General features: G+C 73.3%; 20 protein-coding genes. 10 read left to right on the forward strand and 10 right to left on the reverse strand.

Going from position 1 to position 22,223, the window contains the following annotated elements; translation table 11 throughout:
- Positions 1-578: 578 nt before the first annotated feature.
- The gene (locus tag ACH54P_RS48310; protein ID WP_489910045.1) at positions 579-2,033 is read right to left on the reverse strand and encodes a hypothetical protein; all 1,455 of its coding nucleotides are present in this window, start codon (positions 2,031-2,033) and stop codon (positions 579-581) included.
- Positions 2,034-2,113: 80 nt separating this feature from the next.
- Between ACH54P_RS48310 and ACH54P_RS48315 the strand changes: the two genes are divergently transcribed.
- On the forward strand, positions 2,114-3,124 hold the full coding sequence (locus ACH54P_RS48315) for a LacI family DNA-binding transcriptional regulator (RefSeq protein ID WP_489910046.1): 1,011 nt from the start codon (positions 2,114-2,116) through the stop codon (positions 3,122-3,124).
- A 107-nt stretch (positions 3,125-3,231) separates the two neighbouring features.
- Entirely contained in the window at positions 3,232-3,807 is a 576-nt protein-coding gene (locus ACH54P_RS48320) for a hypothetical protein (protein ID WP_489910047.1), read from the forward strand.
- 223 nt (positions 3,808-4,030) lie between these two features.
- Here the strand turns inward: ACH54P_RS48320 and ACH54P_RS48325 are convergent, their stop codons facing one another.
- From ACH54P_RS48325 to ACH54P_RS48335, 3 genes are read right to left on the reverse strand one after another with little or no spacing between them, the layout of a single operon-like run.
- Positions 4,031-4,501 (reverse strand): MarR family winged helix-turn-helix transcriptional regulator, encoded by a 471-nt coding sequence (locus ACH54P_RS48325; protein ID WP_489910048.1) that lies wholly within the window; start codon positions 4,499-4,501, stop codon positions 4,031-4,033.
- A 51-nt stretch (positions 4,502-4,552) separates the two neighbouring features.
- A complete protein-coding gene (locus ACH54P_RS48330) occupies positions 4,553-5,164 on the reverse strand; it encodes a hypothetical protein (protein WP_489910049.1) in 612 nt (203 codons plus the stop codon).
- On the reverse strand, positions 5,161-6,339 hold the full coding sequence (locus tag ACH54P_RS48335) for an alpha/beta hydrolase family protein (protein ID WP_489910050.1): 1,179 nt from the start codon (positions 6,337-6,339) through the stop codon (positions 5,161-5,163). Before ACH54P_RS48335 ends, ACH54P_RS48330 begins: the two co-directional genes overlap by 4 nt.
- A gap of 55 nt (positions 6,340-6,394) precedes the next feature.
- Here ACH54P_RS48335 and ACH54P_RS48340 point away from each other — a divergent pair, with 55 nt between their 5' ends.
- From ACH54P_RS48340 to ACH54P_RS48355, 4 genes are all read left to right on the forward strand, one after another.
- Entirely contained in the window at positions 6,395-7,336 is a 942-nt protein-coding gene (locus tag ACH54P_RS48340) for an LLM class flavin-dependent oxidoreductase (protein ID WP_489910051.1), read from the forward strand.
- Positions 7,333-8,223 (forward strand): cupin domain-containing protein, encoded by an 891-nt coding sequence (locus tag ACH54P_RS48345; RefSeq protein ID WP_489910052.1) that lies wholly within the window; start codon positions 7,333-7,335, stop codon positions 8,221-8,223. The genes ACH54P_RS48340 and ACH54P_RS48345 overlap by 4 nt, the downstream gene beginning before the upstream one ends.
- 70 nt (positions 8,224-8,293) lie before the next feature.
- Positions 8,294-9,703, forward strand: a complete 1,410-nt coding sequence (locus ACH54P_RS48350; protein ID WP_489910053.1) for an FAD-dependent oxidoreductase — start codon at positions 8,294-8,296, stop codon at positions 9,701-9,703.
- A gap of 1 nt (position 9,704) precedes the next feature.
- Entirely contained in the window at positions 9,705-10,529 is an 825-nt protein-coding gene (locus tag ACH54P_RS48355) for an alpha/beta fold hydrolase (RefSeq protein WP_489910054.1), read from the forward strand.
- Between the two features lie 20 nt (positions 10,530-10,549).
- On the opposite strand, the gene ACH54P_RS48360 is transcribed toward ACH54P_RS48355, so the two are convergent.
- Genes ACH54P_RS48360 through ACH54P_RS48385 form a run of 6 tightly spaced genes read right to left on the reverse strand, consistent with a single transcriptional unit; the run spans position 10,550 to position 18,568 of the window.
- Complete coding sequence (locus tag ACH54P_RS48360) at positions 10,550-12,781, reverse strand: aminotransferase class III-fold pyridoxal phosphate-dependent enzyme (RefSeq protein ID WP_489910055.1); 2,232 nt, start codon at positions 12,779-12,781, stop codon at positions 10,550-10,552.
- Positions 12,778-15,345: an aconitate hydratase AcnA gene (acnA, locus tag ACH54P_RS48365; protein ID WP_489910056.1), complete on the reverse strand. Its 2,568-nt coding sequence runs from the start codon at positions 15,343-15,345 to the stop codon at positions 12,778-12,780. Before acnA ends, ACH54P_RS48360 begins: the two co-directional genes overlap by 4 nt.
- The gene (locus tag ACH54P_RS48370; RefSeq protein ID WP_489910057.1) at positions 15,342-16,202 is read right to left on the reverse strand and encodes an amino acid ABC transporter permease; all 861 of its coding nucleotides are present in this window, start codon (positions 16,200-16,202) and stop codon (positions 15,342-15,344) included. The genes acnA and ACH54P_RS48370 overlap by 4 nt, the downstream gene beginning before the upstream one ends.
- Complete coding sequence (locus ACH54P_RS48375) at positions 16,199-16,843, reverse strand: amino acid ABC transporter permease (RefSeq protein WP_489910058.1); 645 nt, start codon at positions 16,841-16,843, stop codon at positions 16,199-16,201. Before ACH54P_RS48375 ends, ACH54P_RS48370 begins: the two co-directional genes overlap by 4 nt.
- Positions 16,844-16,855: 12 nt before the next feature.
- Complete coding sequence (locus ACH54P_RS48380) at positions 16,856-17,797, reverse strand: transporter substrate-binding domain-containing protein (RefSeq protein WP_489910059.1); 942 nt, start codon at positions 17,795-17,797, stop codon at positions 16,856-16,858.
- 33 nt (positions 17,798-17,830) lie between these two features.
- A complete protein-coding gene (locus tag ACH54P_RS48385; RefSeq protein WP_489910060.1) occupies positions 17,831-18,568 on the reverse strand; it encodes an amino acid ABC transporter ATP-binding protein in 738 nt (245 codons plus the stop codon).
- A gap of 128 nt (positions 18,569-18,696) precedes the next feature.
- Here ACH54P_RS48385 and ACH54P_RS48390 point away from each other — a divergent pair, with 128 nt between their 5' ends.
- From ACH54P_RS48390 to ACH54P_RS48405, 4 genes are all read left to right on the forward strand, one after another.
- A complete protein-coding gene (locus tag ACH54P_RS48390; protein ID WP_489910061.1) occupies positions 18,697-19,527 on the forward strand; it encodes an alpha/beta hydrolase in 831 nt (276 codons plus the stop codon).
- Between the two features lie 45 nt (positions 19,528-19,572).
- Positions 19,573-20,478, forward strand: coding sequence for a MurR/RpiR family transcriptional regulator (locus ACH54P_RS48395; protein WP_489910062.1), 906 nt, complete (start codon positions 19,573-19,575; stop codon positions 20,476-20,478).
- Between the two features lie 139 nt (positions 20,479-20,617).
- Complete coding sequence (locus ACH54P_RS48400) at positions 20,618-20,761, forward strand: hypothetical protein (RefSeq protein ID WP_489910063.1); 144 nt, start codon at positions 20,618-20,620, stop codon at positions 20,759-20,761.
- Positions 20,762-20,994: 233 nt separating this feature from the next.
- Positions 20,995-22,200: a DUF4149 domain-containing protein gene (locus ACH54P_RS48405; protein WP_489910064.1), complete on the forward strand. Its 1,206-nt coding sequence runs from the start codon at positions 20,995-20,997 to the stop codon at positions 22,198-22,200.
- Positions 22,201-22,223: the final 23 nt, after the last annotated feature.

Below are 22,223 nucleotides of genomic sequence, written 5' to 3' on the forward strand. Positions count from 1 at the left end.
GCATCGCGAGCTGGGATGGTCCTGCCGCGCTGCCGCCAGGATCGAGCCGTCGCGGATACCTGAGTTGAGCGCTCGACCACAAACACCTGAACTCGGCAGAAGCGGGTGTTGCGCTGAACCGGCCGGACGCTGTGCGCTTTCCGGAAATCCGCGCGGAACCTGGAGAACAACCGCCCGTTCTCCGAACCCCGGTGGAAAGTCATCGCCGCGACCCCGGCGCTGCGCGAACGCGAGCTGGCCAAGCACGCGGATCTCACCGATGCCGCGGCGGAGGCATTGCGGCAGCGCGGTGTCGCGGACGGGCTGGCCGGCCCGGCTGCCCGGACCGGCTGGGCTGCCTTCCAGCACGCGGTCCAAGCCTGGATCGACGACCCCGCACAGAGCCTGGACGCGCGCGCCTTCGACGATCTACACGCCCTCTCCGCGGCCGCCCTGGCGAAGCAGGGCTGCTCCGAACACTGATACCGCCCCGCGGTCACCGAACGCCGCGGCTGGACCGGTCGGGTCCCCTTCGGCCGTCACGGATCGCTCGTTCTCGTAGGTCGCCGGGGCGAGGTCCGGTCGCGAGCGTGCGGCCCTCAGGCCTGCATCAGGATGAAGTCACCGTGTCCGCCGTAGCCGAGGACGTCTTCGGCGTACTGGGTGCCGTCGAAGGTGGTCAGCCACCAGCGGTGGCCGATCCGGACCAGCATCGGGTGGGGGATGTTGGTGCCGTACGGGGCGTTCAGCGTGCCCAGCTTGCGCATCCGCAGGTCGTAGACGGGGTATTCGCGGGCGTCGCCGTCGCTGGCGAACAGGTACCAGCGGCCGCCCACCTGCTGCAGGATGGTGCCTTCGGTCTGGCCGACCGACAGGTCGGCGCCCAGCAGCGTCAGGCCGCGGTCGTAGTCGGCGCCGCGCGGGGCGGCCGCCAGCGCGGGGTGGAACACGAAGGACGGCTGCTGCGCCGGGCTCTCCACGAACGCGATGTGCCAGCGGCCGCCGATCTTCGTCAGGGCCGGGTCCCACGAGCTGACGGTCGTGGGCAACGGGAGCTGTTCGGTGGGCAGCACGTGCACGCCCGAGAGCACGTCGGCGCGGGTGACGGTGTGGCGCACGTGCACGCCGTTGAAGGCGAAGTCGCCCCAGGAGCTCATGAGCAGGATGAACCGGTCGTGCTCGTCGTCGCGGACGATCTGGCCGGCGTGGTCGCCGAGCACGACGCCGTCGCGCGCGAAGAACAGTGTCGCCACCTGCTCGAGCTTCGTGGGGTCGGCCAGGTCGAGCGTCCACACCGCCCAGTGCGCCTGCTGGAAGAAGCCCAGCCCGGCGTTGGTCATGGTCAGGTAGAGCTTGCCGTGGCGGATGTAGGGCCGGCCGTCGGCGTACTGCACGACGTGGGGATCGCGCACGCCGGCCTGGCCGAAGTAGCCGGCGCGGACCCGGCCCAGCCGCCCCGGCCCGCGGGTGCCGTAGGCGTAGCCCAGCCGGCCCAGGACCGCGGGGTCACGCAGGTCGATCCGCGCGCGGACCCGGTCGCGTTCGGTCAGCAGCGGCCGCCAGCCGGTTCCCGTGTCGGCCAGGACGGTGACCGCGTTTTCGTTGACCACGACGGCGAAGCCGAACGGCGCCCGCAGCGCCGCCGGAGCGGTTTTGACCACGGTGGTGGTGCCGTCCGGGCCGGTGATCTCGATACCCGCCTGCCCCGCGGCGGCGTCGTAGGTGCCGAGCACCGACGTGCCGTCGCCGGCCAGCCCGGCGACGACCGCGGCGCGCTCGTCGGTCACCTCGACCGTGACCGTCCCGTAGGGCGCCTTCGGCCGGACCCCGGTCTTGACCAGGGCGCCGGGCCGGGCCCGGGTGTCGACCTGGACGAAGTTCGGGGCGATCAGGTCGAACGGCCGGAACTGCTCCTCGACGGTGAACTTCAGGTCCAGCGGGCTCGTCCCGGACGCTTCGGCGGAGCCGCCGAACAGGCTCGCCGTCACGCCCGTCACCCCCAGCACGGCGAGGGCGCGCAGGACGTCACGTCGATCGAAGTCGAACTCGGTCACCCTTGACCTCCGGAGGCACGACGGCGTTTCACCCAGTTTGCAACGCTGCATGCCACGTTGCAAGGGTTATGGTGGGCGGTGTGAACCCGAAGTTGCGCGACGTGGCCGAGCACGCCGGGGTGTCGGTGCGGACGGTGTCCAACGTGGTCAACGGGTTCCGCTACGTGGCCCCGGCGACCCGGGAACGGGTGCAGGCCAGCATCGACGCGCTCGGCTACCTGCCCAACATCGCCGCCCGCACGCTGCGCAGCGGCCGGACCGGGCTGGTCGCGCTGGTGATCCCGGAAATCGACTCACCGTACTTCGCCGATCTGGCCGCGCGGACGGTGCGCATCGCCGGCGCGCGCGGGCTGACGGTGCTGATCGACCAGACCGACGGCGACGCCGAGCGCGAAAAGCTGCTGCTGCACGGCAAACGCAGCCAGCTGGTCGACGGTGTCCTGTTCAGCCCCTGGGCCGTCGCGCCCGCGGAACTGACCGCCCGCACCGACACCGTCCCGCTGGTGCTGCTCGGCGAGCACGACGGCACCGCCGGTGTCGACCACGTCGCGATCGACAACGTCGCCGCCGCCCGCGAAGCCGCCGCGCACCTGCTGGCTTCGGGGCGCCGCCGCATCGCCGCCCTCGGTCTCCAGCCGCGGTCGCTGAACGCGACGGCGCGGCAGCGGCTCACCGGCTACCGCCAGGCGCAGGCCGACGCCGGTCTGTCGGTGGTCCCGGAACTCGAGGTCCCGGTCCGGCGCCTGCACCGGGCCGACGGCCACGAAGCGATGCTGCGGCTGCTGGACCTGCCCCAGCCCCCGGACGCGGTCTTCTGCTTCACCGACGAACTGGCCCTCGGCGCACTGCGCGCCGCCGCCGACCGCGGCGTCGCGGTGCCGGAATCCCTGGCCCTGGTCGGGTTCGACGACATCGAAGACGGCCGGTACAGCGTGCCCGCCCTCACCACCGTGTCACCGGACAAGGACCGCATCGCCGAATTGGCTCTCGACCGTTTGGCACGTCAGGCGGCGGAACCGGAGCCGCCCCGGTCGATCGTCGCGCCACACCGCCTGGTCGTGCGCGAGACCAGCGGCGATCCCCGGCCATAAACATCACTTTCAGGGGAATGTGTCCGTGAGCCACCGAAAGGCGCTTTCGGTGCGCCGATGGGTGAATTCGGATTGCCGGTCTTCTCGATCTTGCCGACACTCGGTGCATGGAGAACACGGTTTCCGAACCCGAGGCACTGCCGGAGTCCGACGTCCGGTTCCCGATCGTCCTGCGGGGGTACGACCGCCGGCAGGTGGACGAGTACGTGCGGGTCGCGGAGAAGCGGGTGGACCGGCACGAGAAAGCGCGGCGGGTCGCGGAGCGCCGGCTGGCCAAGGCCCAGGTGCCCGCGCCGCGTTCCGGGGAACCGGACGGTGCCGCCGGTCTGGGCAAGCGGATCGAGAAGATCCTCCAGGTCGCGAAGTCCGAGGCCGCGGAGATCAAGGAGCAGGCCCGCCAGGAGGGCGAGGCCCTGCGGGCGGCCGCCGAGAAGTCGGCCGCCGAGGCGGAGAGCGCTCGCGCGGAGACCGAGCGCGCCGCGCAGCGGGAGGCGGACCTCATCATCTCCCGCGCGGAGGAGGAGGCCGCCGCCATCCGGGCGACCCACCAGGCGGTGCTGGCCCAGCTGAGCCAGATCGCCGACGTGGTCGAGGAGGTCCGTGACCGATTCGGCGGCGCGCCGGGGGAGGAGAGCTCGGCTGAGCCGGAGGCCGCGGACTCGGCGCCTTCGCTCGCGAGCTGACCGCCCGGGTACGCGAGCCGACCTTCCGGGCACGCGAGCCGACTGTCCAGGTACGCCGACCCTTCGGGCACCCCTGAGGCGGCGCACGCCTCAACCGGTCCGCGAGCCGGGGACCCGGTGGCCGGGCCAGGACCCGGTCCACCTCCGTCCACACCGGACCAGTCCGGTGTGGACGGATGAGCCCCTGGTGATCCGGTGCGCCCGCCTGCGCCGGAGCGGCCGATCAGTCGTCGTCGGCCGCGATCCGGTCGCGCTGGTGCACGGTGATGTCGGTGAGCGTGCGCTTGAACCGCTCGTAGTCCTCCCGGCCGAGGCGGCGGGCGTGCCGCCGCTGGATGGCGGCCATGATCGCGTCCGCCGCGCGCATCTGGGCCAGCCCGCGTTCGGTGGGGCAGATCAGCTTCGCGCGGCGGTCGCTCGGGTCCGGGCGACGCTCGACGTAGCCGAGCGACTCGAGTTCGTCGACCAGGGTCACGATGTTCTGCTTGTGCTGGCCGGAAAGCCGGGACAGGTCGGTCGCGCGGACCCCCTCCGGGTCGAGGTAGGCGAGCACCGCGCCGTGGCGGTGCTTCAGGTCGCCGAACCCCTGCTCGGCGAGCGTCGAGAACAGCTCCCGCTGCACCGCGAACAGCAGCCGGCCCGCGAGGACGCCCAGGTCGGGGTCCGTCGCGTTCCGCTCGGCCCGGGTGACCATCCGCCGCTCCTCGCCTTCGTCCGCCTGCCGCCGACACCTTACCGACGCCCGTCAGCGGCGGACGAGCTCGCGTCCGAGGTCCTCTCGCAGGTGGACTTCGACGAACACCCGCAGGTAGCGGTCGTTCGCCAGCTCGTCGAACGCGTCCACCAGCGACTGCTCCGGTTCGCCGGTCAGGTGCACGATGCGCCAGAGGTTGAGCGGGTCGTCCTCCGGGCCCGCCACGGAGTGCTCGACGTGGAAGAGCGGCTGTCCCGCACCGGCGGTGAAGACGCGGCCGTCCGGCGCCTCGAACCGTTCGGCGCCGATGAAGAACGCGCGCCGGTTCTCGTGGTCGAGGCGGACGTGCTCGATGATCGTCGCGTAGCGGTCCGGGGCGGCCCACAGGCGCTGGTCCGACACGCGCGTGAAGTCCTCGAACCGGCCGTGTCGCACGCTGGGGAACTTCTCCGCGCTGCCGGCCTTCACCACGGTCGGGATGTACCGGTCCGGGGCCGCGGCCTTGCGCACCTCCATGTCCCACAGCGCCGCGCCCGTGTAGGCGAAGGGGGGCCGGACGTCGTAGCGCTCCCGCAGCACGTCGTTCACCGCGATCGGCGGCAGCTCCACCGAGGTGGTGCCCGGCGCGGTCCACGCCTGCTCGAAGATCTCCTCGTGGTTCACGCCTGCTCCCGGTGCGCCGTCACGGTTTCGTGGATCCAGCCGGTGACTTCCGGCCAGACGGGGTGGTCCGGGTGGACGACGTCGAAGTGGGTGCCGCCTTCGACTTCGACGTACCGGGCGGAGCCGCCGCCGGCGGTGACCTTTTCGGTGTAGCGGCGGCTCCACTCCGCGGGCACGGCCTCGTCGGCGGTGCCGTGCACGGCCAGGACCGGGACGCCGGCGCCGGCCAGCTCCAGCGGCGACGTCCAGGCGTAGTGCTCCGGGAAGTCGGCGGCGTGGCCGCCCACCAGGAGGGGCAGGATCCCGCCGCCGACGGCCTCCGCGACCGAGGGCCACACCTCGGGCCGCGCCGGTTCGGGGGCGTCCTTCGGCGGCTCGGCGTCCGGATCGGCGAGGACGGCGCCGAAGCCGGTGGCGTCGGCCGTCTTCAGGTCCAGCGCGCCGGCGAGCGTGACCACGCCGATCGGCGTGATCGCGGGCCGGGCGCCGGGGGCCTCGGGCGGGAGCACGCCGCGGTGGGCGGCCCAGGTGGCCAGGTGGCCGCCCGCGGAGTGCCCGAGGAGCACGACCCGGCGGGTGTCGAGGGCCGGGTCCATGCCGTCGAGGGCGTCGACCGCGGCGGCGACGTCGAGGAAGGTGCCGGGCCAGCCGCCGCCCGGCTCGCCGATCCGCCGGTACTCCACGTTCCAGACCGCGTACCCGCGGGCGACGAGGTCGTCGGCGACGCCGGTGATCTGGCGGCGGTCCCACATGGCGGTCCAGTAACCACCGTGGACGACGGCCACGACGGGGAAGGGGCCGTCGCCCTCGGGGAGGTACAGCTCGCCGACCTGCGAGGGCTCGGGGCCGTAGGCGATGGTGCGGACGCGGCGGGAGCCGTCTTCGACGTCGTCGTAGCGCACGCCGCGCTGCACGCCGGCCAGCGCGTCGATCGTGCCGAAGAAGGCCGCGATGGCCGGGAGGTTCGCCCCCTTGGCCTTCGACTCGTCCCACGCGGCGTCGTCGGTCCACTCGACGAAGTCCAGCCACGTCCGCTCGTCGAGGCGGACCAGGCGGGCGGAGCGGAAGCCCCGCCGGTCGGCCCGGAACGCCGCCACCATGCCCGGGCGCGCGTCGAGCATCGCCCGGGTGTTCTCCGGGGTCACGGTGAAGGTGGTCAGCTCGATGACCGACATCGTCCACTCCTCGTCTTCGGTCCTACTTGGTCCAGATTCATGATAGTCATATTTCATGACTAAGTCTGCCACGGTACCCCGGGACGCGCTCCGCTTCGGCGTGTCCCTGACCCCCGCCACCGACCTCGCGGGAGTACGCGCCCGCGCGGTGGCCGCCGAAGAGGGCGGGCTGGACCTGATCGGGATCCAGGACCACCCGTACGTGCCCTCCTCGCTGGACACCTTCGTGGTGCTCGGCGACGTGCTGGCGGCCACGCGGAAGATCAGCGTCTTCCCCGACGTGGCCAACCTGCCCCTGCGGCCACCCGCGATGCTGGCGAAGGCCGCCGCCGCGCTCGACGTCGTGTCCGGCGGCCGCTTCGAGCTGGCGCTCGGTGCCGGCGGGTACTGGGACGCCATCACGCGGATGGGCGTGCCCCGGCGCACCCCGCGCGAGGCGAACGCCGCCTTGCGGGAAGCGATCGCGGTGCTGCGCGCCCTGTGGGCGGACGGCCCGGCGCCGGTCGAGCTGGCGGGGGAGTTCTACTCGGTCGCCGGCGTGCCCCCGGGACCGGCGCCCGCGCACCCGATCGAGATCTGGACCGGCGCCCAGGGGCCGAACGCGCTGGCCCTCACCGGCGAGATCGCCGACGGGTGGGCCGCCCCGATCGCCGCCTACCTGCCGTACGAGAAGTGGGCCGAAGCCCACCGGTCGATCGACGCGGCGGCGGTCGCGGCGGGCCGGGACCCGGCGTCGGTCCGCCGGATCGCCCAGGTCGTCGGCACCATCACCGAGACGGAGGGCCGCCCGCGGCTCGACCACGGCGCCGCGCCCGTGCGGGGGACGGCCGGGCAGTGGGCGGAGGTGCTGGCGCGGCTGGGCACCGAGCAGCCGTTCACCTCGTTCGTGTTCTGGCCGGAGCGGGAGACGGCGGGCCAGATCGCCGCGTTCGCCGCCGAGGTGGTCCCCGAGGTCCGCCGGCTGCTCGAACCGGCTCGGGGCCCATGGACAGCGTGAGCCGCCTCGTCCGGCTGGCGCGCCTCGACGGCGAGGTGGACGTCCGCTGCCTGCTGGCCGGCAGCTTCACCCTCGACAACCCGGCGGCCGGGCCGGGGATCGTGCCGTTCCACCTGGTGCTCGAGGGCCGGTGCACCGTGACGTCCGGGGCCGGGACCGTCCACCTGGGACCCGGTGACCTGGTGCTGCTCCCGCACGGCGACGCGCACCGGGTGACGGCGACCGACGGGCCACCGCGTCCCTGCGCCGAGGAGGGCGGAGTGGCGTTCCCGACGCGCCGGACCCCGGGCGCCGAACCGCGGGTGGACCTGTTCTGCGGCCACTACCGCTTCGACCAGGGCGCCGGCGCGCTGCTGTTCCGCCTGATGCCGGCACTGGTGCCCGTCTCGCTCGACGCGCCCGCGCTCACCCTGGCCGAGGTCCTGCGCGGCGAAGCGCGTCACGACGGTCCCGGGACGTCGGCCATCGTCGCCGCCCTGCTCGACGCGTTGCTCGCGATGGCGCTGCGCAGCCGTCCCGGACAGCGGCCGGACACCCCCGGCCTGTGGACCGCGATGGGCGACGACGTGCTGGGCGGGGTGCTGGCCGGCGTGGTGCAGCGGCCCGGCGAGGCGTGGACGATCGACCGGCTGGCCGCCGAAGCGGCGATGTCACGGGCCACGTTCCTGCGCCGGTTCACCGCCCGGACCGGGACGACGGTGGTCGCGATGGTGACGGCGATCCGGATGATGGTGGCCGCGGACCTGCTGACGCGCTCGGAGCACCCGGTGACGCGGATCGCGCAGGAGGTCGGCTACCGGTCGGAGTCGGCGTTCGGCCAGGCGTTCCGGGCGGCGCTGGGCACCACACCGGCGCGGTACCGCCGGGAGGCGCTCGCGCGGCGCTGAGCCGATCCCGACGGAAAACGAGCCGGTGACGCGTGGCCGGTCCGGGCGGCCCGCCGAAAGGATGGGCCGCATGGAGGACACGCACTTCGATCTGCTCGTCATCGGCTTCGGCAAGGGCGGCAAGACGCTCGCCGCGACGATGGGACGGCTCGGCCGGCGGGTGGCCGTGGTCGAGCGGTCCGCCGGGATGTACGGCGGCACCTGCATCAACATCGGCTGCGTCCCGACGAAGGCGCTCGTCCACCGCGCCGAGCACCCCGGCGCCGGCAGTCCCGCCGAGCGCCACCGCCGGGCCGTCGAGGAAACCCGCGCGCTCACCGGCACCCTGCGCGGCAAGAACTTCGCCATGCTCGACACGATCGACTCGGTCGTGGTGATCACCGGCCGCGCGGAGTTCCTCGACCCCAAGACCGTCCGGGTCACCGCCGGGGACGAGGTGCTCGAGCTGCACGCCGACACGATCGTCGTCAACACCGGGGCCGTGCCGGTGATCCCGCCGATCCCCGGTCTGCGCACGAGCTCGCACGTGCTCACCAGCACCGAGCTGATCGACCTCGACCACCTGCCGAAGCGCCTGGCGATCATCGGCGGGGGCTACGTGGGCGTGGAGTTCGCGTCGATCCACGCCCAGTTCGGCAGCGCCGTGACCGTGCTCGACGCCGGCCCGCGGATCATGCCGCGCGAGGACGACGACGTCGCCGGGGCGGCCGCGGACATCCTGCGCGGCGCCGGCGTCGAGCTCGTCCCCGGCGCCCGCGTCGCCGCGGTGCGCGATATCGAAAACGGCGTCGAAATCACCTATGAAGCCGACGGCCGGACGCACACCCTGGCGGCCGACGAGGTGCTCGTGGCGACGGGACGCGCCCCGGCGACCGACGGCCTCGGCCTCGACCGCGCCGGGGTGCGCACCACGCCGTCCGGCGCGGTCGAGGTGGACGAGTTCCTGCGCACGAGCCAGCCGCACATCTACGCGGTCGGCGACGTCAACGGTGGCCCGCAGTTCACCTACATCTCCCTCGACGACAGCCGGATCGTCACCGACCAGCTGACCGGCCGCGGCCGGCGGTCCACCCGGGACCGCCGTGCCGTGCCGTACACGGTGTTCATGAGCCCGGCGCTCTCGCGCGTCGGCCTCACCGAGCACGAAGCGGCCGCGCGGGGACGGCCGGTGAAAATCTTCGGGAAGGCCGTGGCGGACATCGCCGGGATGCCCCGGGCGAAGATCGTCGGCGAGACCCGCGGGCTGATGAAGTTCGTGGTCGACGCCGGAACGGACGAGATCCTGGGCGCGGCGCTGCTCAGCGTCGACTCGCAGGAGCTGGTCAACGTGGTCGCCCTCGCGATGCGCCACGGCGTGACCGCGGGCGAGCTGCGTGACACCCTTTTCACGCACCCGTCGTCGACGGAAGCGTTCAACGAGGTCTTGTCGACACCGCCGGTCCGCACGCACGGCGGCCCGGCGGACGGAACGGAGAACTGAAATGCCCACCATCACCACCACCGACGGGGTCGAAATCTTCTACAAGGACTGGGGCACGGGACAGCCGATCGTCTTCAGCCACGGGTGGCCCCTGTCGTCGGACGACTGGGACACCCAGATGCTGTTCTTCGTCCGGCACGGCTACCGCGTCATCGCCCACGACCGCCGCGGCCACGGCCGCTCGGCCCAGGTCGGCGACGGCCACGACATGGACCACTACGCGGACGACCTCGCCGCCCTCACCGCGCACCTCGACCTGCGCGACGCGGTCCACGTGGGGCACTCCACCGGCGGCGGCGAAGTGGTCCACTACCTGGCCCGCCACGGCGAATCCCGGGTCGCCAAGGCCGTGCTCATCAGCGCCGTCCCGCCCCTGATGGTGCAGACCGACGCGAACCCCGGCGGCCTGCCCCTCAGTGTCTTCGAGGACCTGCAGGCCCAGCTCGCGGCCAACCGTTCGGAGTTCTACCTCGCGCTGGCGTCCGGCCCGTTCTACGGCTTCAACCGGCCCGGGACCGAGAAGTCCGAAGCGATCGTCCGGAACTGGTGGCGCCAGGGCATGATGGGCGGCGCGAAGGCCCACTTCGACGGGGTCGTCGCGTTCTCGCAGACGGACTTCACCGAAGACCTGAAGAAGATCACGGTGCCGACGCTGGTCATGCACGGCGACGACGACCAGATCGTCCCGTACGCCGACTCGGCGCCGCTGTCGGCCGAGCTCCTGGCGAACAGCACGCTCAAGACGTACGCGGGCTTCCCGCACGGCATGCCCACCACCCAGGCGGGCACGATCAACGCCGACCTGCTGGAGTTCGTCCGGGCCTGAACCACCCCGGTCCGGCGGGCTCAGTCGCGCGGAAGGGCCTCCGCCAGCCGCGCGACGAACTCGTCGGCGTGGGCGGTGTCCCAGACCAGGGGCGGGCGCACCTTCAGCACGTCGCCGCCGGGGCCGGTGAGGCCGGCCAGCACGCCGCGGGCGACCAGGTCGTCGAGCAGCGTCCGGGCCACCTCACGCGACGTCGCGCCGCCGGAGGGCAGCACGTCGACGCCCGCGAGCAGGCCGGTGCCGCGGACCTCGCCGAGGACCGGGGTGCCCGCGGCGAGGTCCCGCAGGCCCCGGCGGAGGTGCTCGCCGGTGCGGACGGCCCGGGCCGGGAGCTCCGTCGGCTCCAGGACGTCCAGCACCGCGTGGCCCGCCGCCGCGGCCGCCGGGGTGGCGGCGAACGTCGAGAAGTACTCGTAGCGGCTCGCCAGGACGTCGGCGATCTCGCGGCGGGTGACGACCGCGCCGATCGGGTAGCCCGCGCCCATCGGCTTGCCCAGGGTCACCAGATCGGGGGTGATCCCGGCCAGGGCGAACCGCCACAGCCGCGGCCCGCTGCGCCCGTAGCCCGACTGGACCTCGTCCGCCAGGTACAGCGCGCCGGCCGCGTGGGCGCCGTCGGCCAGGCCGGCCATGAACCCGGCCGGCGCGTCGAGGATGCCCTCGGAGGTGAACTGCGAGTCGGCGAGCACCAGGGCCGGGCGCCGGCCCTCGGCCGCGGCGGCGATCCGCCGCGCCGCGACGGCGTGCGTCATCCCGGCGCCGCGGGGTGCGGCGTAGGTCGCCACGGACGGCGGCCGGTACCCCGGTGGCCACTCGTTCGAGCTCAGGTCCGCCATCCACTGCGACGACCCGTGGTAGGCGTGCTCGGCGACGATCGCCGCGGTGCCGCCGGTGTACCCGGCCGCCAGCCGCCACGCGAGCTCGTTCGCCTCGGTGCCCGACGTGGTGAACAGGCACGTGTCGAGCTCCGGCGGCATCGTCGCCAGGATCCGTTCGGCGAGCGCGACGACGCCGCCGTGCAGGTAGCGCGAGTGCGTGTTGAGCTCCGCCAGCTGCCGCCCGACGGCCCGGGTGACGGCCGGGTGCGCGTGCCCGACGACGGCCACGTTGTTGTACGCGTCCAGGTAGCGGGTGCCGTCGCGGGCGTGGAGCCACGGGCCCTCGCCGCGGACCAGCTCCAGCGGGCGGCGGTAGAACAGCGGGGACAGCCCGCCGCCCATCGCCGCGGCCCGCCGTGCCGGCAGCTCGCCGGGCGGCACGGCGGACGCGAGGTCGCGGGTGCCGGCCAGGCGCGCCAGCCGGTCGGCCAGCTCGTCCGGCGGGCAGGCGCCCAGCAGGCCCAGCACTCGCTCGCTGGTGGCGTCGTACTGCGTGATGTACCGCGCGTTGCCGCGGTGCGCCTCGCGCCGCGTCGCCGACACCGCCAGGGTGGTGAGCAGCCGGGCGATCACCAGCTCGCCGAGCACGGCGACCTCCGCGGCGCTCAGCTCCCGGTGCCGCTGGTAGCCGCGCAGCACGGCTTCGGTCGCGGGCCAGACCCGCTCGGCCCGGCGCAGCACGGAGGTCAGCGTGACGGCGAGGTCGGCGACGGCGGCCGTGTGGTGCATGTCGCCGAAGTCGATCACGCCGGTGACGGCGCCCGCCTCGGCCAGCACGTTGGTGAGCGTGACGTCGGCGTGCTGCACCCCGGCGGGCAGCGTCGCGGTCGCGGCGAGCGCCGGGGCGACGCGCGCGGCCAGTGCGCCCAGGCGGCCGGTCGCGAGGCCGGCGGCGGCGACCGCGGCCGGCATCCGGCGGACGTCCCAGAGCAGGTCCCGGCCCGCCGCCGGGTCGAAGAACCCCTGCAGCGCCACGGAAACCCGGGCCGCGACCGCGCCGACGCGCGCGGCCGTCGCGTCGTCGACCGGCCGGCCTTCCAACGGGGTACCGGGCAGCAGGGTGATCAGCCGGGCCAGGCAGGGGCGGCCCCCGTCGTCCGCCACCGGCACGACGGCGCCGACGCCGGCGGGGACGGGCAGCCCGGGATCCGCGGCGCGCACGTGCTCCAGCGCGCGGACCTCCATGCCGACCACGGCGGCGTCCTCGGCGGGGTTGGCGATCTTCAGCACGAACCGGTCGTCGACGAGGACGTTGAGGTCCCGCTCGCTGTCGAGCGGCTTCAGCGCCGGGTCCGGCAGGTCCCAGTGCTCGCGAAGCGCCGCGCGCAGCCGGCCGGGCGAGAAGGACGGCGCCGGTTCCGTGAAGGTGCTCATGCGGGGATGCTCCCGAGGAATCGCCGCCGGAGGTAGGGGAGGACGCCGCCGTGGGCGAAGTAGTCCGCCTCCCGCGGGGTGTCCAGCCGGGCGCGGACCTCGAACTCGAACGCGGGTGCCGCGCGCGGCCGGACCCGGACCGTCACCGGCCGCGCCGGGTCGCCGACGGCCTCGGGGATGCCGAGCAGGTCGAACTCCTCGGTACCGTCCAGGCCGAGCGACTCCGCGCTCTGGCCGGCGGCGAACTGCAGCGGCAGCACGCCCAGCTGCACGAGGTTCGACCGGTGGATCCGCTCGAACGACCCGGCCAGCACGGCCCGCACCTTGAGCAGCGCGGTGGCCTTCGCCGCCCAGTCGCGCGACGAACCCGTGCCGTACTCCCGGCCCGCGATCACCAGCAGGGGAGTGCCGTCGAAGGACCGCGCGGCGTCGTACACCGGCACGGCGGCGCCGTCGGCGTCGCGGGTGAGGCCCCCGGGCGCGAGCCGGTTCCGCAGGCGTGGGTTGGCGAAACCGCCGCGCACCATCACCTCGAAGTTGCCGCGGCGGGAGGCGTAGGTGTTCAGGTCCGGTTCGCCGAGCCCGGTCAGGTACCGGCCCGCGCAGCTCGACGGCGGGATCCGGCCGGCCGGGCTGATGTGGTCCGTGGTGACCGAGTCGCCGAGCAGCAGCAGGGCCCGGGCGCCGCGCAGGTCTTCCGGCGCGGCCGCGGCGTTGCCGGGGAACGGCGGGCGGCGCAGGTAGGTCGAACCGGCCGGCCAGTCGAAGCGGGCACCGGTCGCCGGCTCCGGCACCGCGGCCCAGTGCTCGTCGCCGTCGAAGACGCCGGCGTAGGCGTCGCGGAACAGCTCCGGCGTGAGGTGGGCGGTGACGACGGCGTCGACCTCCGCGTCGTCCGGCCAGAGGTCGGCGAGGAACACCGGCTCGCCGTCCGCGCCCGTGCCGAGCGGCTCGGTGGTCAGGTCGTGCGTGATCGACCCGGCGAGCGCGTAGGCGACCACCAGCGGCGGCGAGGCGAGGTAGTTGAGCGAGACGTCGTTGTGGATGCGCCCGTCGAAGTTCCGGTTCCCCGACAGCACCGACGCCACGACGGCGCCCCGGCCGGCGACGGCGGCGGCGACGTCGGGCAGCAGCGGCCCGGAGTTGCCGATGCACGTCATGCAGCCGTAGCCGACGAGCTGGAAGCCGAGCTCGTCGAGCGGGTCGGACAGCCCGGCGCGGCGCAGGTACTCCGTGACGGTCTTCGAACCCGGCGCGAGGCTCGTCTTCACCCACGGTTTCGGCACCAGCCCCCGGGCGCGGGCGTTGCGGGCGAGCAGGCCGGCGGCGACCATCACGTGCGGGTTGGACGTGTTGGTGCACGAGGTGATCGCCGCGATGGCCACCGCGCCGTCCGGAACCCCGGTGTCCGAAGCGGACCCGATCGCCGCGCGCGCGTTCGCCGGGACGTCGGCGAGCGCGACCCGGTCCTGCGGCCGCCGCGGCCCGGCCAGCGACGGGGTGACGGCGGCGAGGTCGACCCGCACCCGTTCGTCGTAGCGGAGGCCGGCGCCGGGGTCGTGCCAGAGCCCCTGTTCCTTCGCGTACGTCTCGACCGCGGTGACGTGCCCGGGACGGCGGCCGGTGAGCCGCAGGTAGCCGAGCGTCGCGTCGTCGATCGGGAACATCGCCGCGGTGGCCCCGAATTCGGGGCACATGTTGGCGATCGTGGCGCGGTGGGCGAGCGGGATCCGGGCCACGGCGGGCCCGGTGAACTCCACGAACTTCCCGACGACGCCGTGCGCCCGCAGGGTTTCCGCGAGGGTGAGCACGAGGTCGGTCGCGGTGACGCCGGCGGCGGGCTCGCCGGTCAGCTCGACGCCCACCACGGGCGGGACGAGCAGGCTCAGCGGCTGCCCGAGCAGCGCGACCTCGGCCTCCACCCCGCCGACGCCCCAGGCCAGCACGCCCAGCGCGTTGACCATCGTGGTGTGGGAGTCGGTGCCGGCGCAGGTGTCCGGGAACGCCCAGCCGTCGCGGCGCTCGACCACGTTCGCGAGGTGCTCCAGGTTGATCTGGTGCATGATCCCGGTGCCCGGCGGCACCACGCGCAGGCCGAGCCGCTCGCCCCACTTGAGGAAGCGGAACCGTTCCGCGTTGCGCGCGTACTCGATTTCGACGTTGCGGCGCCGGGCGTCCGGACGCCCGGACACCTCGGTCGCGATCGAGTGGTCGACGGTCAGGTGGGCGGGGATGCGCGGGCGCACCGCCGCCGGGTCGCCGCCCGCTTCGGCCACGGCGTCGCGCAGCGCGGCCAGGTCGGTCAGCACCGGGACGCCGTTGGTGTCGTGCAGGAAGACCCGCGACGGCGAGAAGGCGACGACGCCCCGCTCCCCGCGCACGAGCGAGGCGATCCGCTCGGCCGTGACCGTGACGCCGTCCTCGTGGCGCAGCAGGTTCTCCAGCAGGATCTTGTGGCTCAGCGGCAGTTCTTCCGAGCCGGGCACGGCGTCCAGCCGGTGCACCCGGTATTCCTCGCCCGCGAGATCGAGCCGGGCGAGGCTGCCGAAGCTGTTCCCGCTCACGAGACGCTCTCCGCCGCGGCGGCCGGTGCCGGCGAGCCGGCTCGGGCCACGCGGGCCCGGCGACGCCGCCGCGGCGGCCGGTCCAGCAGGTCGGCGATCCGGGACAGGCCGAAGTTGATGACGATGTAGAACGCCGCCGTCAGCGCGTACGCCTGCAGGAAGTCGGCGTTGTACTCGCCGAGGACCTGGCCGTTGCGCAGCAGCTCCGGGTAGCTCACGACGTACCCGAGGCTCGACTCCTTGAGCGTCCGGATCACCTGGGTGACCAGCGCCGGCCGCAGGGCCCGGAACACCTGGGGCAGCACCACCAGGCGCAGTGCCTGGCCGCGGTGCAGCCCGATCGCCGCCGCCGCGTCGAACTGGCCGCGGTCGAGCGAGTTGACCCCGGCGCGGACGATCTCCGCGAACACCGAGCCCGCGTGCAGCACGATCGGGACGGCCAGCACCCAGAACGGCGGCAGGTTCCAGCCGAACGCGGGCAGCCCGATGAGGAAGAAGTAGACCAGCAGGATCAGCGGGATCGCCCGGAACAGCTCGATCGCCGCCGCGCACGGCAGCGACAGCCAGCGCCGCGGCGACAGCCGGCCGAGGCCGAACACCGTGCCGAACACCAGCGACATCGCCGCGCACGACAGGCCGATCCGCAGCGTCATGCCGAGGCCGTCGAGCAGGTACCGGATGTTGGGCCAGGACGCCAGCGGCGACCACAGCCGGGAGGAGAGCTGGCCGACGTGCTCCAGCTGGGCGAAGATCCCGGCGAGGGCGCCGAGCACGGCGACGGCCGCGACGATCGTCGCGATCCTGAGCCGGGCCCGGCCCTTCGGGCCGAGCTCGTCGAACAACACGGTGGTCTTCATCGGCGGATCCGGACCTTCCGTTCGATGACCCCGGTGAGCTGCCCCGCGGTGAGCGTGATCAGCAGGTAGCCGATCGCGGCCGCGATGAAGCTGGGGATGGGCTGGGCGTGGTCGAGGTTGAACTGCCGCGCGGAGCCGGTGAGCTCCTGCACGCCGACCGCCGCGCCGAGGGCCGAGGCGAGGCTGACGTTGATGAAGATCGAGCCCAGCGGCTGGGCCATGGCCCGGAACGCCTGCGGCAGGACGACCTGCCGCAGGACGCCGGCGAAGGTCAGCCCGAGCGCGCGGGCCGCTTCGACCTGCCCGCTGGGGACGGCCGCGATGCCGGAGCGGACCGTCTCGCACACGTACGCCCCGAAGTACAGCCCCAGGCCGAGGACGACCGAGCCGAACAACGGCACGGTCGCCCCGACGTAGGGCAGCCCGAACACCACCATGACCAGGACGAGCAGCAACGGCGAGTTGCGCAGGCACTGGACGTAGAACCCGGCCACCGCGCGCAGCGGGGCGAGGGGACCGACCCGGCAGACGCCGAGCAGGGTGCCGGCGACGACGGCGAGCGGGAAGGCGAGCACCGCCAGTTCCAGCGTCACCAGCAGACCGGTGAACAGCTCACCGATGTGATCGAACAGGACGGACATGGTGGTGGCCTCTCAGGAACCGGGCACGGAACCGATCTGCGGCGGCTGCGGCGCGGGCGTCTTGACGAGCTTGCCGACCGTGGCCTGCCAGAGCTTCGTCCACGTGCCGTCGGCCTCGATCGCCTTGAGGAACCCGTTGACGACGTCCTTGAACGCCGGGTCGTCCTTGGGCAGGCCGATGCCGAACGGGTTCGAGCCGAACGTCGCGTCGAGCAGCTTGACGTCGGTCTTCGTGGCGACCACGCCGTACAGGGACGCGTTGTTGAGCGTCATCGCCTCGGCGCGGCCCTGCTCGACGGCGGCGACGCACTGCGCGGCGGTGTCGAACAGGACCGGCTGCGCGGTCGGGACCGCCTTCAGGAGCGCGTCCTTGGCCGCACCCGACTCGGTGGCCACCTTCTTGCCGGCGAGGTCGCCCGCCTGCTTGATGGTGGTGTCCGCCGCCTTGACGACGATGCCGCTGGCCGCCATGTAGTACGGGCCGGCGAAGTCGACGAGCTTCGCGCGGTCCGGGGTGATGGTGTAGGTCTGGATGGCCGTGTCGATGGTGTGGTTGCCCAGCAACGCTTCCCGGGTGTCGGAGCCGCCGCTCTGCAGGCGCGCGCTGGGTTTCCCGAGCAGGTACTTCGCCAGCAGCTGGGCGATGCCGGCGTCGAACCCGGACAGCTTGCCGGTGGCCGGGTCGAGCTGGGAGAAGCCGATCGTGTTGCGGCTGCCCGCGAACGACAGCTCGCCCTTCTGGCGGATCTTGTCGAGCATCGGCGTGCTGGGCAGGTTCTGCCCCACCGGGCCCGCGGCGACGACGGCCGTCTGGTCGATCTGGCCCGCGATGTCGGCGGCGGCGGGTTTGGCGGTGGCGCCGGGCGCCTGGCCGGGGGCGCTGCCGCACGCGGTCAGCGCCGCCAGCAGGGCGGTGGCGGCCACCGCGGTGCCCGCCGTGGTGCGCATTCTCATGGTTGCTCCTGGATTCGCTGGGGGAGAAGGGGATCAGTGCTGGAGGACCTTGGACAGGAAGTCCCGCGCCCGGGCCGTGCCGGTCCGGTCGAAGAACTCTTCGGGGGTGCCCTGCTCGGCGATCCGGCCGTCGCTCATGAAGACGACGCGATCGGCGGCACGGCGGGCGAAGCCCATTTCGTGGGTGACGACAACCATGGTGGTGCCGTCGGCGGCGAGCGCGGTCATCACGTCGAGGACCTCGTGCACCATCTCGGGGTCGAGCGCGCTGGTCGGTTCGTCGAACAGGACGAGCTTGGGGTTCATCGCCAGCGCGCGGGCGATCGCGACGCGCTGCTGCTGGCCGCCGGAGAGCTCGGCGGGCCGTTTTTCGGCCTGGTCGCCGACCCCGACCCGGTCGAGCAGGCGCCGGGCTTCGGTTTCGGCTTCCCGCGGGGACACCCCGCGGACCTTGATCGGGCCGAGGGTGACGTTGTCGAGGATCGTGCGGTGGCCGAAGAGGTTGAACGACTGGAACACCATGCCGACGTCGGCCCGCAGCCGGGCGAGGCGGCGGCCCTCGGCGGGCAGGGGCTCCCCGTCGAGGGTGATGGTGCCCGAGTCGATCCGCTCCAGCCGGTTGACGCACCGGCACAGCGTCGACTTCCCCGAACCGGACGGCCCGACGACGACGACCACTTCACCGTGGTGGATGTCGAGGTCGACGTCGTGCAGCACTTCGATGTCGCCGAAGCTCTTGCACAGGCCGCGGATGCTCACGAGCGGATTCATCGGCTTCCTTCCGATCTGGAAGCGTTGGCTACATTTCACGAAAAGTTGTAGCATGGGCTACGGATAAGATAGACGGAGCTACCGAGATGTCAATACCTGTCGTAGCCGCTACACCCTGAGGAGCAGTCATGACGAGTCCGCGCCCGAGTGCCGACGCGCGCGTCCTGGATCCGGTCGAGTACTACCACTCGGGCCCGACCGCGTTCTTCGCTTCGCAGCGGGACCAGCGGTTCTCCTACTGCCTCTACGTTCCCGGCGCGCACCGGACGGCGTCGGCGCCGCTGCCGCTGACCGTCGTGGTCCACGGCACGCAGCGCATGGCGGAGCGCTACCGCGACGCCTACCGCGCCTTCGCCGAGGAGAACGAGACCGTTGTGCTGGCCCCGCTGTTCCCCGCCGGCATCGGCGAAGCGGGCGACCTGCACGGCTTCAAGCGGCTCAGCTTCCGCGGCGTGCGGTTCGACCGGGTGCTGCTCGACATCGTCGACGAGGTGGCGCAGCGGTACCGGGTCGACGCCACGCGGTTCGCGCTGCACGGGTTCTCCGGCGGCGGCCAGTTCGCGCACCGCTTCGCCTACCTGCACGCCCACCGGCTGGCCGCGCTGTCGATCGGGGCGCCGGGCCGCGTCACCCGGATCGACCCGGAGGTGCCGTGGTGGCTCGGCACGGCCGACCTGCGCGAGCGGTTCGGCGTGGACCTGGACCTCGGCGCGCTGCGCGCCGTTCCCGTGCAGATGGTGGTCGGCGCCGACGACACCGAGACCTGGGAGATCGCCGAGCCGGGCGTCGACGCCGGCGGGGACACGCGGGTCGCCCGGCTGGAGTCGTTGCGGGACAACTTCGAGCGGCACGGCATCGGCGTGCGCTTCGACGCCGTGCCCGGGATCGCGCACCGCGGGCTCCGGCTGCAGCCCGTCGTGCAGGACTTCTTCGCCGGGGTCCTCGCCGGGCGGCCGTGACCGGGCGTGGACGACTACGATGCGGCGGTGCCGAGGGGAGACCAGATGACCGAGCAGGGTGGCGAGGACCTTTCGCTCAGCGCCCGGATCAACCGCAACCTGGCCGGGATGTCCCGCGCCGAGCGGATCGTCGCCGAATACCTGCGCGACCACGGCCGGCACGCGATCTTCGCCACCGCCGAGCAGATCGGCGGCGCGACGAACACCAGTGACGCGACCGTCGTCCGCACCGCGAAGTCCCTCGGCTTCGGCGGCCTGCTGGACCTGCGGCGCACCCTCGCCGCCGAGGTCGTGCTCGAAACCAACCCCGTGCACCAGTTCCACGGCAGCCGGCAGCGCGACGGCGAATCGGTGGTCGCCCGCGTGTTCACCGAGGCGGCCGAACGGCTGGCCGCGACCGCGCGGCTGATCGAGGAGACGGAGTTCGCCGAGGCCGTCGGCCTGCTCGACGGCGCGCGCGAGGTCCTCGGCTTCGGGCTCGGCGGCTCCGGGCTGCTGGCCCGCTACCTCGCCCTGCGGCTGACCCGGATGGGCCGGCGGGCCCGCGCCAGCTGGGCGACCGGGTTCCAGCTCGCCGACGACCTGCTGGGGCTGCGCGCCGACGACGTCGTCGTGCTCTACACCCCGAGCCGCCTGCTGGCGGAGATCGAAGTGGTGCTCGACCACGCCTCCGGTGTGGGGGCCCGTGTCGTGCTGATCTCCAGTTCGTTGCAGGCGCAGTTCGCCGACCGCGTCGACGTCACGCTCGCCGCACCGCAGTCCTCGACCAACTTCACCGGCGAGATGCTCAGCGCCGAGGTGCTGACCGACGCCCTGCTGCTGCAACTGGCTTCCCGCGACGAGACCCGAGCGACCCGGGCTTCGGAACTGCTGACGTCGCTGCGCTCGGAGCTCGTCCAGGGCGACGAGCGCTCGGCGGCCCCGAAGCGCAGGCGCAAGCGGCAGGCCTAGCGGCCGGCCGCCTGCGCCGCCGCGGTCAGTACCGCGGGAACCAGTACTGGTCGAGGTTCCCGGTGGCGTCCCACCGGATGACCGGCGTACCGCGATCGGGTTTGCCGCCCGACACCGCGAGGCCTTGCCGGTCTGGGCGTTGACCCAGGTGAAGGCGGCGGGGGCGGCGGCGCCGGTGGCGGACGCGGTGGCCGTCGCGCCGAGCGGGGTGGCCGCCACCGACCCGGCGGCCGCGACTGCCGACGCGATCCGCCGTTTCCCCTTCCGCGTTCTGTTCGCCTGAACGGGTCTTCCGGTCCGAGTGCTCATGGCCCGTCTCCCAGTCTGCCGCGGCGGCACGAGCGCAGCCGATGGCGGCCGGGGCCCGGACCGGCTCCACAGTGGACAGCCATCGCTCGCTTGTAGCGAAAACTTCCTACTGTCCATCTCTGAAATATGAGCTACACTTCGCAGCAGAGCCGCGCATGCCCCACTGTCGTGGCCGGCTCGTTTCCCCTTCCCGCCCAGGAGATCGCCGTGCTGTCGTCCCTGCTCGCGCAAGTCCCGGCCGCCGTCGCCAACCCGACCCCCGCGCCGTGGCGGGTCATCACGAAGATGGCCTACTTCATCGGCCTCATCGGGACGATCGGGGCCACGATGCTCCACCTGCTCGTGCTGCGTCCCGTCCTCAAGCGACAGTCCGTCGACCCGGCGGACCGCGCCGTGCTGCACCGGCGGACGAGCCTGCTGCTCGCCGTCATCGGCACCTGGTTCCTGGTCGCGCTGTACTTCCAGATCGCGGGCAAGGCCGCCCGCGTCAAGGGCGCCGACATCCCGTACGGCCGGGCGCTCGAGCCGGCGTCGATCGGGAAGTACGTCACCGTGCCGGCCAAGAAGGGCGAGTGGATCTCGAGCGGCGCGCTGACGCTCACCCAGTACGTGCTCTGGGCCGCCTCGGCCGTCGTGCTGATGCTGCTGTGGTCGCCGCGGCTGCGGGCGCGCCTGACCGCGGTCGCGCTCGGCGGGCTCGTCCTGAACTTCGTGGCCTACCAGGTCACGTTGCTGCCCACCGACTTCGGCAAGGAGACGGCCGACACGCTCGTCGACGGCCTGCTGGACCACCTGCACGTCTCCGCGGTCTCGACGTGGGTCGGCGGGATCGCCGCCCTCGTCGCGCTCGCCACGGCCCGCCGCCGGCTCACCCCGCGCGCCGGCGCCACCTGGGCGCAGATCTGGACGCGGTTCAGCACCGTCGCGCTGTGCGCCGTCGGCTGCCTGCTGATCAGCGGCCTGTACCTGGCCTGGTCGCTCGTCGGCCACCCCGGCGAACTGCTCAGCACCAGCTTCGGCCGGTTCCTGCTCGTCAAGGTCTGCCTGGTGGCCACCATGATCGGGGTCGGCGCGCTGAACGAGTTCGTCCTCATGCCCCGCATCGGGCGCGCCCGCGCCGCGGGCGAGGAGGGCTCGGTGTTCCGGCTCGCCCTGCGGGTGTTCCCCGGCCTGGTCGCCGCCGAGGTGACGCTCGCGGTCGGCGTGCTCTTCGTGCTGTCGTTCCTGACCGGCTCGGCCCGCGTCGAGGCCGGCGATCCCGACCCGACGCTCAGCGGCGGCATCGTCGGCATCGGCGCGCTGCTCGCCGTCCTGCTCGCGGTTTCCTTCGTCACCACGGCGAAGGTGAGCGAACGGCTCTCCCGGCCCGCGCCGGCGCCCGCCGTCGAACCGGTGCCCAGCGCCGAACACTGACCACCCACGACGTCCCAGGAGGA

Source organism: Amycolatopsis sp. N2S4-7 (assembly GCF_058119595.1).